General features: G+C 59.0%; 12 protein-coding genes, 1 tRNA gene and 1 pseudogene. 1 reads left to right on the top strand and 13 read right to left on the bottom strand.

Annotation, left to right across the window (positions count from 1 at the left end; all coding sequences use genetic code 11):
* Positions 1–24 precede the first annotated feature (24 nt).
* The 13 genes and pseudogenes from rpoB to SJY21_RS12255 all read right to left on the bottom strand — a co-directional run bounded on the left by rpoB (position 25) and on the right by SJY21_RS12255 (position 14565).
* A pseudogene (gene rpoB / locus SJY21_RS12315) lies at positions 25–4165 on the bottom strand (DNA-directed RNA polymerase subunit beta).
* 286 nt (positions 4166–4451) lie between these two features.
* Entirely contained in the window at positions 4452–4826 is a 375-nt protein-coding gene (gene rplL, locus SJY21_RS12310) for a 50S ribosomal protein L7/L12 (protein WP_377511045.1), read from the bottom strand.
* A 68-nt stretch (positions 4827–4894) separates the two neighbouring features.
* Positions 4895–5410, bottom strand: a complete 516-nt coding sequence (gene rplJ, locus SJY21_RS12305) for a 50S ribosomal protein L10 (protein WP_377511042.1) — start codon at positions 5408–5410, stop codon at positions 4895–4897.
* A 258-nt stretch (positions 5411–5668) separates the two neighbouring features.
* A complete protein-coding gene (gene rplA / locus SJY21_RS12300; RefSeq protein WP_377511039.1) occupies positions 5669–6367 on the bottom strand; it encodes a 50S ribosomal protein L1 in 699 nt (232 codons plus the stop codon).
* A 1-nt stretch (position 6368) separates the two neighbouring features.
* Entirely contained in the window at positions 6369–6794 is a 426-nt protein-coding gene (rplK, locus tag SJY21_RS12295; protein ID WP_377511036.1) for a 50S ribosomal protein L11, read from the bottom strand.
* 130 nt (positions 6795–6924) lie between these two features.
* Positions 6925–7458 carry a transcription termination/antitermination protein NusG gene (gene nusG, locus SJY21_RS12290; RefSeq protein ID WP_377513234.1) on the bottom strand — a complete coding sequence of 178 codons (534 nt, stop codon included), beginning with the start codon at positions 7456–7458 and terminating at the stop codon, positions 6925–6927.
* 189 nt (positions 7459–7647) lie between these two features.
* Entirely contained in the window at positions 7648–7845 is a 198-nt protein-coding gene (secE, locus tag SJY21_RS12285; protein ID WP_377511033.1) for a preprotein translocase subunit SecE, read from the bottom strand.
* A 52-nt stretch (positions 7846–7897) separates the two neighbouring features.
* The gene (locus SJY21_RS12280; RefSeq protein WP_377511030.1) at positions 7898–8812 is read right to left on the bottom strand and encodes a hypothetical protein; all 915 of its coding nucleotides are present in this window, start codon (positions 8810–8812) and stop codon (positions 7898–7900) included.
* 30 nt (positions 8813–8842) lie between these two features.
* A tRNA-Trp gene (locus tag SJY21_RS12275) sits at positions 8843–8918 on the bottom strand.
* 68 nt (positions 8919–8986) lie between these two features.
* The gene (locus SJY21_RS12270) at positions 8987–9967 is read right to left on the bottom strand and encodes a hypothetical protein (protein WP_377511027.1); all 981 of its coding nucleotides are present in this window, start codon (positions 9965–9967) and stop codon (positions 8987–8989) included.
* A 212-nt stretch (positions 9968–10179) separates the two neighbouring features.
* Positions 10180–11355 carry an elongation factor Tu gene (gene tuf, locus SJY21_RS12265; protein WP_377511024.1) on the bottom strand — a complete coding sequence of 392 codons (1176 nt, stop codon included), beginning with the start codon at positions 11353–11355 and terminating at the stop codon, positions 10180–10182.
* A 90-nt stretch (positions 11356–11445) separates the two neighbouring features.
* Entirely contained in the window at positions 11446–12087 is a 642-nt protein-coding gene (locus tag SJY21_RS12260) for a hypothetical protein (protein WP_377511021.1), read from the bottom strand.
* Positions 12088–12243: 156 nt separating this feature from the next.
* Positions 12244–14565 (bottom strand): DNA topoisomerase IV subunit A, encoded by a 2322-nt coding sequence (locus tag SJY21_RS12255; RefSeq protein ID WP_377511018.1) that lies wholly within the window; start codon positions 14563–14565, stop codon positions 12244–12246.
* Between the two features lie 142 nt (positions 14566–14707).
* Between SJY21_RS12255 and SJY21_RS12250 the strand changes: the two genes are divergently transcribed.
* On the top strand, positions 14708–15190 hold the full coding sequence (locus tag SJY21_RS12250) for an SH3 domain-containing protein (protein WP_377511015.1): 483 nt from the start codon (positions 14708–14710) through the stop codon (positions 15188–15190).
* Positions 15191–15212: the final 22 nt, after the last annotated feature.

Raw genomic sequence — 15212 nt, 5'->3', positions numbered from 1 at the left:
CCACAAAGTTTGGGAGACTTTGCGCTATTCGTCCTCAACCTCCGCATCCAGGAGTTCCATGTTCAGGCCAAGGCCACGGACTTCTTTCACCAGCACGTTGAAGGATTCCGGCACGCCGGCTTCAAAGTTGTCCTCGCCCTTGACGATGCTTTCATAGACCTTGGTGCGGCCAGCAACGTCATCGGACTTCACCGTCAGCATCTCTTGCAGCGTGTAGGCTGCGCCATATGCTTCCAGTGCCCAGACTTCCATTTCCCCGAAACGCTGACCACCGAACTGGGCTTTACCACCCAGCGGCTGTTGCGTGACAAGGCTGTATGGCCCGGTGGAACGTGCGTGGATCTTGTCGTCCACAAGGTGGTGCAGTTTCAGCAGGTATTTGACACCCACTGTCACTTTGCGGCTGAACTGTTCGCCGGTGCGCCCGTCAAACAGAACCGACTGGCCCGAGGTGTCAAAACCGGCGCGTGTCAGGCTGTCGTTCACGTCAGCCTCCTTAGCGCCATCAAAGACAGGCGTAGCGATTGGCACACCGCGGGTTACGTTGCCCGCAGATTCAACCAATTCGTCCTCGGTCATGTCCGCAATGCCTTCGGCATAAACGTCATCACCATAAGCCAGCTTCATCGCTTCCTTGACTGGCGACAGGTCACCATCACGGCGATAGCTTTGCAAAGCCTCGTCGATGTTCAAACCCAGACCGCGTGCGGCCCAACCCATGTGGGTTTCAAGGATCTGACCGACGTTCATACGCGACGGCACGCCCAGCGGGTTCAGACAGAAATCGACAGGTGTGCCATCCGCAAGGAATGGCATGTCTTCCATCGGAACAACCTTGGAAATGACACCCTTGTTGCCGTGACGACCGGCCATTTTGTCACCGGGCTGCAGCTTGCGCTTCACAGCCACGAAGACCTTGACCATCTTCATCACGCCCGGGGCAGATCATCGCCACGGCGCACTTTTTCGACCTTGTCTTCAAACCGCGCGTCCAGCAGACGCTTTTGCGCCTCATACTGTTCGTTCAGGGCTTCGACGATCTGTGCATCGCCTTCGTCCTTGAGCGCCAGCTGCCACCAATGGCTGCGGGGCATGTCATCAAGCATGGCCGCGTCGATCTTGCTGCCGGCTTTGATGCCCTTTGGACCTTTGGCGACAACCTTGTCTTCGATCATCGTCCGCAGACGGGCATAGATGTTGCGATCAAGGATCGTCATCTCGTCGTCGCGGTCACGGGCAAGGCGTTCAACCTCTTCCCGCTCGATCTGCAAGGCACGTTCGTCTTTTTCAACGCCGTGACGGTTGAACACGCGCACTTCAACGACTGTCCCGAAATCGCCGGGGGGCAGGCGCAGTGAAGTGTCACGCACATCCGATGCCTTTTCACCAAAGATGGCGCGCAGGAGTTTTTCCTCGGCGTCATCGGGCTTTCGCCCTTTGGTGTGATCTTGCCGACCAGAATATCCGCAGGGCCAACTTCGGCACCGATATAGACGATACCCGCTTCGTCGAGGTTGCGCAGGGCTTCCTCGCCGACGTTGGGAATGTCGCGGGTGATTTCTTCTGGCCCAAGTTTCGTGTCACGGGCGGCGACTTCGAATTCCTCGATATGGATCGAGGTGAACACGTCGTCACGGGTGATACGTTCACTGATCAGGATCGAGTCTTCGTAGTTGTAGCCATTCCACGGCATGAACGCGACGACCACGTTCTTACCAAGCGCCAGTTCACCGATGTCGGTGGACGGACCATCGGCGATCACTTCGCCCTTGATCACGCTGTCACCCACCTTCACCAGCGGACGCTGGTTGATGCAGGTGTTCTGGTTGGACCGCTGGAATTTGCGCAGACGATAGATATCAACGCCGGGGTCACCGACTTCAAGGTCGGAGGTTGCGCGCACAACGATACGGGTCGCATCGACCTGGTCGATGATACCACCACGTTTCGCCATGATTGCAGCGCCGGAATCCCGTGCGACGACTTCTTCGATACCGGTGCCCACAAGTGGTGCCTCGGCCTGAAGCAGCGGAACCGCCTGACGTTGCATGTTCGAACCCATCAGGGCGCGGTTCGCATCGTCATTTTCAAGGAACGGAATAAGCGAAGCCGCGACCGAAACGAGCTGTTTCGGCGAAACGTCGATCAGATCGACGTTTTCGTTCGGGGCCAGTGTGTATTCACCGTTTTGACGGGTCGAGACCAGATCGTTCTGGAAGCGGCCCTTGTCATCAAGGTTCGCGTTCGCCTGCGCCACGGTGTGACGCATTTCTTCGGTCGCGGACATGTAGTGCACTTCATCGGTGACCTGACCGTTCTTGACGACACGGTAAGGTGTTTCAATAAAGCCATACTTGTTCACGCGCGCGAATGTCGCAAGCGAGTTGATCAGGCCGATGTTCGGCCCTTCGGGCGTTTCAATCGGACACATCCGGCCATAGTGGGTCGGGTGCACGTCGCGCACCTCAAAACCGGCACGTTCGCGGGTCAGACCACCGGGCCCAAGCGCGGACAAGCGGCGCTTGTGCGTCACCTCAGAAAGCGGGTTGGTCTGGTCCATGAACTGCGACAGCTGGCTGGAGCCAAAGAATTCGCGCACAGCCGCTGCAGCCGGTTTGGCGTTGATCAGGTCCTGCGGCATCACCGTGTCAATCTCGACCGACGACATGCGTTCCTTGATCGCACGTTCCATCCGCAGCAATCCAACGCGATACTGGTTTTCCATCAGTTCGCCCACGGAACGGACGCGGCGGTTGCCAAGGTGGTCAATGTCATCGACATCGCCCTTGCCGTCACGCAGTTCCACCAGCGCCTTGATGCAGGCCACGATATCTTCGCGGCGCAGGGTGCGCTGGGTGTCTTCGGCATCCAGATCAAGACGCATGTTCATCTTGACGCGGCCTACGGCCGACAGGTCATAGCGTTCGCTGTCGAAAAACAGGCTGTCAAACATGGTGCTTGCGGCGTCCACGGTGGGTGGTTCGCCGGGGCGCATGACGCGGTAGATATCCATGAGCGCGGTTTCGCGGTTCATGTTCTTGTCGGCCGCCATGGTGTTGCGCATGTAGGGACCGACATTGATGTTATCGATGTCCAGAACCGGAATGCTGGTGACGCCTGCATCCACAAGTTCCTTGAGCGTGCCACCGATAACAGTGCCGTCCTTGTCCAGTTCCAGCGTCAACTCGTCACCGGCTTCGACATAGATCGCGCCGTTGTCTTCGTTGATGATGTCATTGGCAACAAACTTGCCGACGATCTGTTCATACGGCAGCAAAAGGTTCTGCACCTTGCCGTCGTCGATCAATTGCTTGACCGCGCGCGGGGTGATTTTCTTGCCGGCTTCGGCAATCACTTCGCCGGTTTTGGCATCAACCAGATCAAACGCGGGACGGGTGCCGCGCACACGTTCGGGGAAGAACTTGGTGACCCAACCTTTGCTCTTTTTGTCGAACTTGTACTCAACGGTCTCGTAATAGGCGTTCATGATCGATTCTTGATCAAGACCCAGCGCGTAAAGCAACGTTGTAACAGGCAGTTTGCGGCGACGGTCAATCCGGCAGAACACAAGGTCCTTGGCATCGAATTCAAAGTCCAGCCAGCTGCCGCGATATGGGATAATGCGGCAAGCAAACAGTAGTTTGCCCGACGAATGGGTCTTGCCCTTGTCGTGGTCAAAGAAAACACCGGGCGAACGGTGCATCTGGGACACGATCACGCGCTCGGTGCCGTTCACGACAAATGTGCCGTTCGGCGTCATCAGGGGCATATCGCCCATGAACACGTCTTGTTCCTTGATGTCCTTGACCGACTTGTTGCCAGTATCCTCGTCGATATCGAACACGATCAGGCGCAGCGTGACTTTCAGCGGGGCGCTGTAGGTCATGTCGCGTTGCTGACATTCCTCGACGTCATATTTCGGCTTTTCCAGCTCGTATTTGACGAACTCGAGGACCGCAGTCTCGTTGAAGTCCTTGATCGGGAAAACCGACTGGAAGACGCCCTTGATCCCTTCGCCGTCAAGCGGCTCAAGCTGGTCGCCTGACTTCAGGAACAAGTCATAAGAGGATTTCTGAACCTCGATGAGGTTCGGCATGTCGAGCACTTCGCGGATTTTGCCGTAGTACTTGCGCAAGCGTTTCTGGCCAAGGAAGGATTGAGCCATGTGCGTTGTCACCTTTCAAATCTCTACGAACGAACCACCGTTGGGCCTCGGCGGCACGCCCATCTGAGAACGGGTCTGTTCGGTCTATTCCTGGTGCCCGTCCCATAGGGCACCTCCCGACCGTTGAACCAACCCAAGAGGGGGGCCACTTTGTGGGCCATCCTCTAAGACAGGTTCGGCTGGGCCCGCATTGCGCGGACCCAGCCCTATTGGTTGCGTGGGTCAAGACCCACCTTACGATGTCAGCTACCTGACACCTGTAAGGTGGGTGAAACCCACAGCCGGCTTAGGCCAGCTCGACCTCTGCGCCAGCTGCTTCCAGCTTTGCTTTGATCTCTTCGGCTTCGGCTTTCGACGCGCCTTCTTTGACTTTGCCGCCAGCTTCAACGAGGTCCTTGGCTTCTTTCAGGCCAAGACCCGTGATGCCGCGAACTTCCTTGATCACGTTAATCTTCTGAGCGCCGGCGTTCTTGAGAACGACGTCAAACTCGGTCTTTTCCTCAGCAGCTGCGCCGGCGTCGCCAGCAGGACCAGCCATCATCACAGCGCCACCAGCGGCGGGCTCGATGCCGTATTCGTCCTTGAGGATCGTTTTCAGTTCTTGTGCTTCGAGAAGGGTCAGGCCCACAATGCTCTCAGCCAGTTTTTTCAGATCAGCCATTTTGCTTTCCGTTCTTTTAGTTGTGTTCCAACGTCAAGGTGTTCAACCCTACGCAGACATTTGGTTGCTTATGCAGCAGCTTTCTCTTCGATCGTCGAGAGAATGCTGGCGATGTTAGAAGCAGGCGCGCCAATCGCGCCGGCAATGTTGGAGGCAGGTGCGCCGATGCAACCCACGATGGAAGCAATAAGCTCCTCGCGGCTTGGCATCGCTGCAACGGCCTTCACGCCGGCAACGTCCAGAACGCTATCGCCCATGGCACCACCAAGAATGACAAGTTTGTCGTTCTTTTTGGCGTATCCATCGACCACTTTGGCGGCTGCCACAGGGTCTTCGGAAAAGGCGATAACGGTCATACCCGTAAGGTGTTCAGCAATGCTTTCGCAGGCCTTACCCTCAAGGGCGATCTTGGCGAGCTTGTTCTTGGCAACGCGTACGGACCCGCCCACTTCGCGCATTTGCGCACGCAGGTCCTGCATTTCGGCAACTGTCATGCCTTCGTAGTGGCTTACCACAACGACGCCAGAGCTTTCGAAGATCTGGCCGAGTTCCTCGACCAATTTCTCTTTCTGGGCTCTATCCACAGTTTCACTCCAAGTTTGGCACCGGATCACGTCCGGCACCGGCTCAATTTAACCCCCGGTGGTCTGGGGGCACTTCGGGTCCAATTCAGGGTCCCGATCCTTGATCGCCCGAGGTGCGCAAGCGCCCGCGGAAATCTCGTCTCGTTCCCCATCTCAGGAAGGAATTATCAGGCGTGCGCCAGACCCTCCGTCTCGGACAGGACGTGGCCGATGTTGCGGCCCCGTCATCTGGCAGACCCGAGGGCCCGCCAAATTCTCTTAGTTGCCAGTCGCGCTGGCCACGTTGACAGACACGCCCGGCCCCATCGTGGAGCTCAGCGCGACTTTCTTCATGTAGGTGCCTTTTGCGCCAGCAGGCTTGGCCTTGCTGATCGCGTCGATAAAGGCGAGCAGGTTTTCTTCCAGCTGCTTGGCAGTGAAAGACGCCTTGCCGATACCCGCGTGAACAACACCGGCTTTTTCAGCCTTGAACTGCACTTCGCCGCCCTTGGCGGATTCGACAGCTTCCTTGATGTCCATCGTCACCGTGCCGATTTTCGGGTTCGGCATCAGGTTACGGGGGCCAAGCACCTTACCCAGACGGCCAACGATCGGCATCATGTCAGGTGTTGCGATGCAGCGGTCAAAGTCGATCTTGCCGCCCTGAACGATTTCCATCAGGTCTTCGGCGCCAACGATATCGGCTCCGGCCTTCTGGGCTTCTTCGGCTTTGTCACCACGGGCAAACACGGCCACACGGACCGATTTGCCTGTGCCGTTTGGCAGGCTGACCTTGCCGCGCACCATCTGGTCAGCGTGGCGCGGGTCAACACCAAGGCAGACTGCGACTTCGATGGTTTCATCGAATTTCGCAACAGCGTTGGATTTTACCAGTTCAACGGCTTCGGTGACGTTGACGTTGTGCTTGCCTGCGAATGCTTCGCGGGCGGCAGTTGTGCGTTTTCCAAGCTTTGCCATCTTATTTCACCTCAATGCCCATGGATCGCGCGGAACCGGCAATGATCAACATTGCGGCCTCGATCGAGTTTGCGTTGAGGTCTTTCATCTTGGCCTCGGCGATTTCGCGCAGCTGCTTGGTTGTCACCGATCCGACAGTTTCCTTGGCAGGCAGTTTCGCGCCCGACTTCAGCTTTGCCGCCTTGAGCAGGTAATAAGACGCAGGTGGCGTCTTGATTTCCATCGCAAAGGACTTGTCCTGATAATACGTGATCACGGTCGGGCATGGCGCGCCGGGCTCCATGTCTGCGGTCTTGGCGTTGAACGCCTTGCAGAATTCCATGATGTTAATCCCGCGCTGACCCAATGCGGGACCAACGGGCGGGGATGGGTTGGCTTGCCCGGCTTTCACCTGCAGCTTCATCTTGCCAGCAATCTTCTTGGCCATGTGGCCTCTCCTTTTTTCAACACCCGCGGGACGCGACCCTTGGGCTCTTGGTTGTGTGGTCCGGTTTGGACATCGCGATGCCCGTGCCTCCCACAGGTAAGTTGGGTCAAGACCCAACTTACATTTACGCTTAGCCCTGCTTGGACACCTGCGTGAATTCCAGTTCGACCGGCGTAGCCCGGCCAAAGATCGACACCGTCACCTTGAGGCGCTGGTTGTCTTCGTCCACTTCCTCGACCATGCCGTCGAAATCCTCGAACGGGCCGTCGTTGACCTTGACCTTCTCGCCGATCTCGAAGTGGATCAGGGTGCGCGGGCTATCCTCGCCCTCCTGAACGCGGCCAAGGATGGCCTGCACTTCGGCGTCACGCATCGGCATCGGGCGGCCCTGCGGCCCCAGAAAGCCGGTGACGCGGTTGATCGAATTGATCAGGTGATAGCCCTCGTCCGACATCTCCATATGGACCAGCACGTAGCCGGGCATAAAGCGGCGCTCGGCGGTGACTTTCTTGCCGCGGCGCACTTCGATCACTTCTTCGGTCGGCACCAAAACTTCGTCGATCTGCTCTTCAAGGCCATGCTCTTGGGCCGAGGTTCTGATCTGTTCGGCAATCTTCTTCTCGAAGTTCGAGAGGACGCTTACCGAATACCACCGTTTCGCCATGTTCTTCGAGCCCTCGTCGCCACGGGCCGCAAAGCCCAAAAATTCCAATTTATTCAAGCGGTTAAACCGCCACTTCCGAAAATAAAAAGCGGCGCGCAACACGATTCGCCGCACGCCATTCCAGAAGGTCCGCTGCAATTACCGCTCCTCCCCCATGATTTCAAGGGGGTAAGGGCAGTTTCATGCCGATCAGCCGAAGTAGCTGAGAACGCCCTGCAGTCCCGAGCGGATCACCAGATCAACCAGCGAGAAGAACAGCGCCAATACAGCCGCCATCAGGAACACCATCGCGGTGGTCAATACGACCTCGCGGCGGGTCGGCCAGACAACCTTTGCAATCTCGGCGCGGGTTTGTTGGATAAACTGAAGCGGATTGGTTCTGGCCATGATCGGTCCTCATACTCGGGCAGTGGCGACATACGAGGTCGCGGCGGGGTTTTCAAGCCTTGGCAGGCTTGGATGTTGGCGGGCGCAACAGGGTCACGCCCTCCATCGCGTCAATACGGGCGATTTGCCTGGCATAGGCGTGGTCAGACGCGGCCATTTGCGCGGCATCGAACAGGCGGAACTTGTCGCACCCCTGGCTGACCGGATGTGCCGCGCGGGCGCGTGCACCCAGATCAAGGGTTTCCTGCCCCGCAGCGCGCCAGTCAAAATATTGCGCCACGGCCTGCGCTGACAGCCCTTCATGCACTCGCGTTGGCAGCGGGTTCATCTGACCACCGATCCGCCAGCGCAACATCCGCCGACACACAAGACGAAACACCTGCGCGTAGTCCTCATAGCGCCAGACAGTGACCTTGCCGACCTGCGGGATCGCACGTAGGCGCACAACAAGGTCAGCCCAATTCACAGAAGTCAGCGGCGTGACCGCGCGAAACGCATCCGGCATAAGCGCCGGGCCACCCCCAAGAATGGTTTGACTATAGGCCGAGGTCAGAAACCCCGCCGGATCGCGGATGCTTAGAAACAGATCCAGAGGCGATGGCGCGATTTTGGCCGCGAAGGGCGCAAGCCTGTCCTCGGCCCGATGGCACAACGGAAACACGACACCACCCGCGCCGTCATGCAGGCTACCGGTCAGGTTTTCCTCGGTGAATACGATTCGGGTGCCGCCCTTGGCCAGAAACGCGATCTGGTCTTGCGGGCTGCGGCGCGCTGGCCGGGCTTCGCGCATCGGCAAGCCGAACATCGCTTGAATAGACCGCCCGGGACGGCGCAGGTAATCGGGGCCATAGGTGCGAATGCCCGCGTCGATCAATATCTCGCGCTGCGCCAAAAGCGATTTCTGAAAATGCGAAGTGGCCGTCTTGTGAGCCCCGATGTGCAGCGCGACTGAAACGGGATTGCCCACGATCAACCTTTCACGCAACCGGTTGTGGCTTGGCAGGGGCTGAGGGACTCGAACCCACGACCCTCGGTTTTGGAGACCGATGCTCTACCAACTGAGCTAAACCCCTAAGCCGAGGCTGGGTCTAGCGAGGGCGCGCAAAATAGGCAAGGTAGAATTCGATTTTCGGGGTCAAGTTTAACGTCCCGACTTGGGGCCAAAGACCTCGCGCACAATTTCTTCAGCGGTGCGGGCGCGGTAACCTGAAGATGTGATGCGCTGTTCAACGACAGGAACAACGTCGGGTTTCGCGGCTGGCGCGGGTTTGGCGGGTGGCAATGCAGGTGGCACGCCAGCGTTAGACTGCGGTTTCACCGGCCCGCCCCACGGCGATGACTGTGCCTTGCTGGGCAAGGCTTTGGTCGTTGGCGCTTTGGTGGTGCGCGATCTTGCAACGGGGGCCGCCATACGGATGGATTCCCGCGACGACCGGCGACCACGCCCGAAATTGCGCACAGTTGCGACAATCAAGATAGCCAGCAACAGCCCACCTGCCCCCAACAAAAGCCATTCACCTAATTGCTGATTGCCCAAGCCCGCTTGCCGCCCATTCAGAAAGGGGCGTATGGCGACCAGCTCCTGCGAACTGCGCATGCCGTTTTGCGTCAAGGCCGCCCGTGCGCGCTCGAAAAACACACCGTCCTGCCGCAGGCTGCCATTGACCTGCACCGCATGGCGCACTCCCGCACCTTGGGACGACAGGTAGGCCAGCAACTCAGCCTCTTGGCTGGGCAAAGCATAAGCAACGGCGGCAACCTCGGGACGCCCCTTTGCAAACAGCGGGACCGCAACCATGTCAGGACCCGTCAAATCAAGGGTGATCACAGCCATACTGCTGTCATAGGTCGCCGCGATATTAACCTCGTCCTGCTCCGACACATCACGGCGTGGATCAAACTCGTGAAGCGCGCGTAAGGGTGGCGGGCCGTCAAACTGTGCAAGCTCAAGGGCCATGTTATTGGCAAGTGCGTTCGGAACCGCCTGCGCCAAATAGCTGCCAAGCACGATGGCCAAAACGCCCAAGACCCACCACGGCAGGGCAAAGATCCAGCGGATATACCACGGATATAGCAATGCGCGGATCAAGCGGAATGGAAACAGAATGAGCGCCTTGAGCATGTCAGTCGTCCTTGGCCCCTGGTCGGCGCATGCGCCACTTTGCAAAGACTAGCCAACACGCGCTGCCCCGCCCAGCCCCATAACGCAAAGAACCGCCCCCGATGGGGCGGTTCCGGTAACGTGGGTCTTGACCCACCTTACATTTGCCTAATCAGCGCAGCGGGTTCTCGCCGTTTCCTTTGGAAACGTCTGCCACCCGCCCAGCTAGATCATCATTCGATGATCTTGGACACAACACCAGCACCGACTGTGCGGCCGCCTTCGCGGATCGCGAAGCGCAGGCCGTCTTCCATGGCGATCGGGGCGATCAGTTCGACTGTGAACTTCAGGTTGTCGCCGGGCATCACCATTTCCGTGCCTTCGGGCAGCACAACCGTGCCGGTCACATCCGTTGTGCGGAAGTAGAACTGCGGACGGTAGTTGGCAAAGAACGGCGTGTGACGGCCACCCTCTTCCTTGGTCAGGATATAGGCTTCGGCCTCGAACTTGGTGTGCGGGTTCACCGAACCGGGCTTACACAGAACCTGACCGCGCTCAACGCCGTCACGGTCGATCCCGCGCAGCAGAACACCAACGTTGTCGCCAGCTTCACCGCGATCCAGCAGCTTGCGGAACATTTCAACGCCTGTGCAGGTCGTCTTGCCCGTGTCGCGGATGCCCACGATCGACAGTTCGTCGCCCACGTTCACAACGCCGCGTTCGATACGGCCGGTCACAACCGTGCCGCGGCCCGAGATCGAGAACACATCTTCGATCGGCATCAGGAACGGCTGGTCAACAGCGCGCGCAGGGGTCGGGATGTAGCTGTCGACAGCTTCCATCAGCGCCTTGATCGAGTTCGCGCCGATCTCTTCGTCGCGCCCTTCCATGGCCGCAAGCGCCGAGCCGCGGATGATCGGGATATCGTCGCCGGGGTATTCATACGACGACAGCAACTCGCGGATTTCCATTTCCACCAGTTCCAGAAGTTCCTCGTCGTCAACCTGATCGACCTTGTTCATGTAAACGACCATGTAGGGAATGCCCACCTGGCGGCCCAGCAGGATGTGCTCGCGCGTTTGCGGCATCGGGCCGTCAGCGGCGTTCACAACCAGGATCGCGCCGTCCATCTGCGCCGCACCCGTGATCATGTTCTTCACATAGTCGGCGTGGCCGGGGCAATCAACGTGCGCATAGTGGCGCGTCTCGGTCTCATACTCGACGTGCGCCGTCGAGATCGTGATCCCGCGGGCCTTCTCCTCGGGCGCGCCGTCAATCTGGTCATACGCCTGAAAATCACCGAAATACTTCGTGATCGCTGCCGTCAACGTCGTCTTGCCGTGGTCAACGTGACCAATCGTGCCGATGTTCACGTGCGGTTTGGTGCGGGCAAACTTTTCCTTAGCCATAATCAAGGCGCCTTATTCATTGGGGGGGCCACCACTGGCCCCGGACATCATCGCGGGCGATGTATTGCGATTGGCGATGGAAATCAAGCGTCAGTTCGACAAAGGCGCGTCGCCGTCCGGTGTTTCCGGTGGCAGGATCGCGTCGGGATCGTCCACAAGCACGTTACCGGTCACGATTGTCGCGTCTGCTTCCAGCACCTCGTCGGTGCCCCCGAACCATTCACCGTTTTCGCGCATTGTGCGTTCAATCGCGCGCGCCGCATTGAATGACAGCGCCTCGAGTTGTTCTTCACGGGTCTTGGACAGGCCCGACCCGATCAGCGGCACGTTGCAGCAGGCCTCGAAGATGGTCAGCTGGATCGGTTCTTCGTTCAGCTTGGTCTGGGTCGCATCCTCGTAGAAGGTCACGCCGATGATCAGCACGGACTTGGGCGTATAGATCAGCGGCACGCCGGGTTGCGCCAGCACATAGCCATCCACTGACACGGCGATGTGGTAAAACTGGTTGCCCTCGAAGCGGCTAAACCGGTCGTTGATCGCAGTCTCGACCGAAGCGATCCATTCTTCTGGCGTGGCTTCCCGCGATAGCGGACCCATTTCGGGATTGGGCGCGACGACGATGTTGAAACCCATACGAAACGCGCCCAGCGGTTCGGGCGGCAGCGACAGGTCATCGCGGGCGCAGGCCGCAAGCATGGCAAAGCTGGTCAGCAGGACGAACAGACGGATCATAGGATTCCCCTTTTGGCTTTCCCATGGCTACCCCAGCAGGCCTGCGCGGGCAACAACACTGCGATCAACTTTGGTCATGCGCGGGGCGTGGCCGGTCTCGCGCGGCTTTGCTATGCGCGCTTGACGCGTTGCACAAATGCGCTGCGGGGCGGGACCCTAGGTAAAGCGGTTGTCACGCGGGAAACCACGCGGTGCCATGCGCCCGGCACCTGCCCGCTTCGCGATCCACTCGGCCAGTTCATCGCCCTCGACCGTGCGGGTGCGCCCTGCGGGGTCAAGCCATGACAGCCCTTCGGCCAGCGTGAATGTCTTGGCATCCGACAGCCCGCCGTCCTTGTATTTCTGCAAACGCACGCCCTTGCCGCGGCCCATTTCGGGCAATTCATCTAGCGGGAATACCAGCACCTTGCGGTTCTCGCCGACGCAGGCCAGATGATCCCCCGATACAGGCGCGCAGACCATGGCACGCACGGCATCCTTGACGTTCAGCACCTGTTTGCCTGCACGGGTTTGCGCCACCACGTCATCTTCGGGAACGACAAAACCATCGCCCGCGCTGGAAGCGACCAGCAGTTTGCGCCCGGGCTGGTGGATGAACAGCGCGACGATCTCGGCCTCGTTGGGCAGGTCAATCATCAGGCGCAGGGGTTCGCCCATGCCGCGCCCGCCGGGCAGATTGGCAGCCGACATCGTATAAAAGCGGCCATTGCTGCCAAACACCAGCAGCCGGTCGGTGGTCTGCGCGTGGAAGACAAAACGGCCCTCGTCGCCGTCCTTGAATTTCAACTCGCGGGTCAGGTCGATATGACCCGTCATCGCGCGAATCCAGCCCATTTTCGAACAGACAACGGTGATCGGTTCCTTGTCGATCATCGCTTCCAGAGGCACATCTTCAACCTCGCCCGCCTCGGCAAAGCTGGTGCGGCGCGCGCCGCCGACACTGTCACGCCCGAACTGTTTGCGGGTTTCGCGCAGTTGTTCGGCGATCCTGGACCATTGCAGGTCTTCGGATTCCAGCAGGTCTTCAATGTCGGCGCGTTCCTGCATCAGTTCGTCACGCTCGCGGATCAGCTCAAGTTCCTCAAGACGGCGCAGGCTGCGCAGGCGCATGTTCAGGATCGCTTCGGCCTGCACGTCCGACAGGCCCGGTTCCTCGCCTTCGGGCAGGCGCGCGGGGCTGACATAATCGGATTCGTCGCGGGCGCGCACATGATCCTTGCCCCAATCCTCGTGCATCAGGGCAGCCTTGGGATCATCGTCATAGCGGATGATGTCGATCACACGATCAAGGTTCAAGAAGGCGACGATAAACCCTTCAAGCACTTCAAGACGGTGGTCGATCTTGGCCATGCGGTGTTCGCTGCGGCGAAGAAGAACATCGCGGCGATGATCAAGGAAGGCGCGCAGCACTTCTTTCAGGCTGCAGACCTGCGGCGTCAGCCCATCAATCAGCACGTTCATGTTCAGGCTGAACCGCGTTTCCAGATCGGAATTGCGGAACAACATGCCCATCAACACTTCGGGGTCGACGTTCTTGGAGCGTGGTTCCAGAACGATGCGGATATCTTCGGCGCTTTCGTCACGCACATCGCCAAGGATCGGCACCTTTTTGGTCTGGATCACCTCGGCCAGCTTTTCGATCAGCTTGGACTTTTGCACCTGATAGGGGATTTCGGTGACGATCACCTGCCATTGGCCACGGCCCATATCCTCGACCTCCCAGCGGCAGCGCAGACGGAAACCACCTTTGCCGGTGCGATAGGCCTCGCGGATGTTTTCAGGCGGTTCGACGATCACGCCGCCAGTTGGAAAATCGGGGCCGGGGATATATTCAACAAGGGTTTCATCGCGCGCGTTCGGTGCCTTGATCAAATGCAGGCAGGCGTCGATCACCTCGTGCAGGTTATGGGGCGGGATGTTGGTGGCCATGCCCACGGCAATCCCGCTCGATCCGTTCGCCAGCAGGTTGGGAAAGGCGGCGGGCAGCACCACAGGTTCTTCAAGGCGACCGTCATAGTTGGGGCGAAAATCAACCGCGTCTTCGGCCATCCCTTCCAGCAGTGCCTCGGCGGCGGCGGTCATCCGGGCTTCGGTGTAACGGCTGGCGGCGGGGTTATCACCGTCGATGTTGCCGAAGTTGCCCTGCCCGTGCACCAGCGGGTAGCGCACGTTGAAATCCTGCGCGAGGCGGGCCATGGCATCATAGATCGCCATATCGCCATGCGGGTGGAAGTCACCCATGGTGTCGCCGCTGATCTTGGCGGATTTCAGGAAACCGCCCGTGGCCGTCAATTTCAACCGCGACATCGCATACAGAATCCGGCGGTGCACGGGTTTCAGCCCGTCGCGGGCATCGGGCAGCGCGCGGTGCATGATCGTCGACAACGCATAGGTCAGATACCGTTCGCCCAGCGCACGGCGCAACGGTTCTGTCATGTCGGGCATGTTGATATTGGGGTCGTCGACGTCACTGCTCATAGATGCTGTGTATCCATCGGCAATTGAGGCGTAAAGCACACAAACGGGGAAGGTCGTGAAACTTTTCCCTGCCCGTATCGCTCACGGTGATGTAACATTGCGTTACTGTATGTGAACTTTGCGAATCTCTGGGGGATTTGTCGTGACTCGTTTTATTGTTCTGACCTTCGGCTTCCTGGGCTGGGGGTATTACGAAATGTCCGGTGGGGCCGATTTCGTACCCGAAGTGGCGGAAGTTGAAATTGTCGAACCAGCGGAAGTTGTCGTCGCGCAAGCCGTCGAACCCGAAGTTGTGGTTGAACCCGAAGCCGAGATTGTTGCCCGCGCCGAGACCGAAACACTGATGACACTGGCTGCGTCCTACGAACCGCAGCCAGCCGCCGAGCCAGAACCTGAAATCGTCGAAGTCGTCAGCGAAGTCGCACTGCAGGACATGCGCACCGTTTCAGGCGCGCGCGTGAACATGCGCAGCGGGCCGGGCACGGATTACAGCGTGCTTGATACCCTGCCCCTAGGCACCGAAGCCGAAGTACTTGAGGTGAACGCCGATGGCTGGGCGCGCGTGCTGATTTTCCAAACCGGCCAGGAAGGCTGGATGGCTGAACGGCTGCTGAGTGACAGTTAAGCCCTTGTTTGTGCGCCAATCA

Origin of the sequence: Octadecabacter sp. R77987 (genome assembly GCF_042466115.1) — a bacterium.
In the GTDB taxonomy this organism is placed as follows: Bacteria; Pseudomonadota; Alphaproteobacteria; order Rhodobacterales; family Rhodobacteraceae; genus SW4.
Note: the sequence above shows the minus strand (reverse complement) of the source record. Positions and strands in the feature narration are given on the sequence as shown.

Excerpts from the sequence above, each read along its gene's own strand:
- rplL (WP_377511045.1), bottom strand. The coding sequence starts at position 4,826 with ATGGCTGATCTGAAAAAACTGGCTGAGAGCATTGTGGGCCTGACCCTT.
- rplA (WP_377511039.1), bottom strand. The coding sequence starts at position 6,367 with ATGGCAAAGCTTGGAAAACGCACAACTGCCGCCCGCGAAGCATTCGCA.
- rplK (WP_377511036.1), bottom strand. The coding sequence starts at position 6,794 with ATGGCCAAGAAGATTGCTGGCAAGATGAAGCTGCAGGTGAAAGCCGGG.
- nusG (WP_377513234.1), bottom strand. The coding sequence starts at position 7,458 with ATGGCGAAACGGTGGTATTCGGTAAGCGTCCTCTCGAACTTCGAGAAG.
- secE (WP_377511033.1), bottom strand. The coding sequence starts at position 7,845 with ATGGCCAGAACCAATCCGCTTCAGTTTATCCAACAAACCCGCGCCGAG.
- SJY21_RS12270 (WP_377511027.1), bottom strand. The coding sequence starts at position 9,967 with ATGCTCAAGGCGCTCATTCTGTTTCCATTCCGCTTGATCCGCGCATTG.
- tuf (WP_377511024.1), bottom strand. The coding sequence starts at position 11,355 with ATGGCTAAGGAAAAGTTTGCCCGCACCAAACCGCACGTGAACATCGGC.
- SJY21_RS12260 (WP_377511021.1), bottom strand. The coding sequence starts at position 12,087 with ATGATCCGTCTGTTCGTCCTGCTGACCAGCTTTGCCATGCTTGCGGCC.
- SJY21_RS12255 (WP_377511018.1), bottom strand. The coding sequence starts at position 14,565 with ATGAGCAGTGACGTCGACGACCCCAATATCAACATGCCCGACATGACA.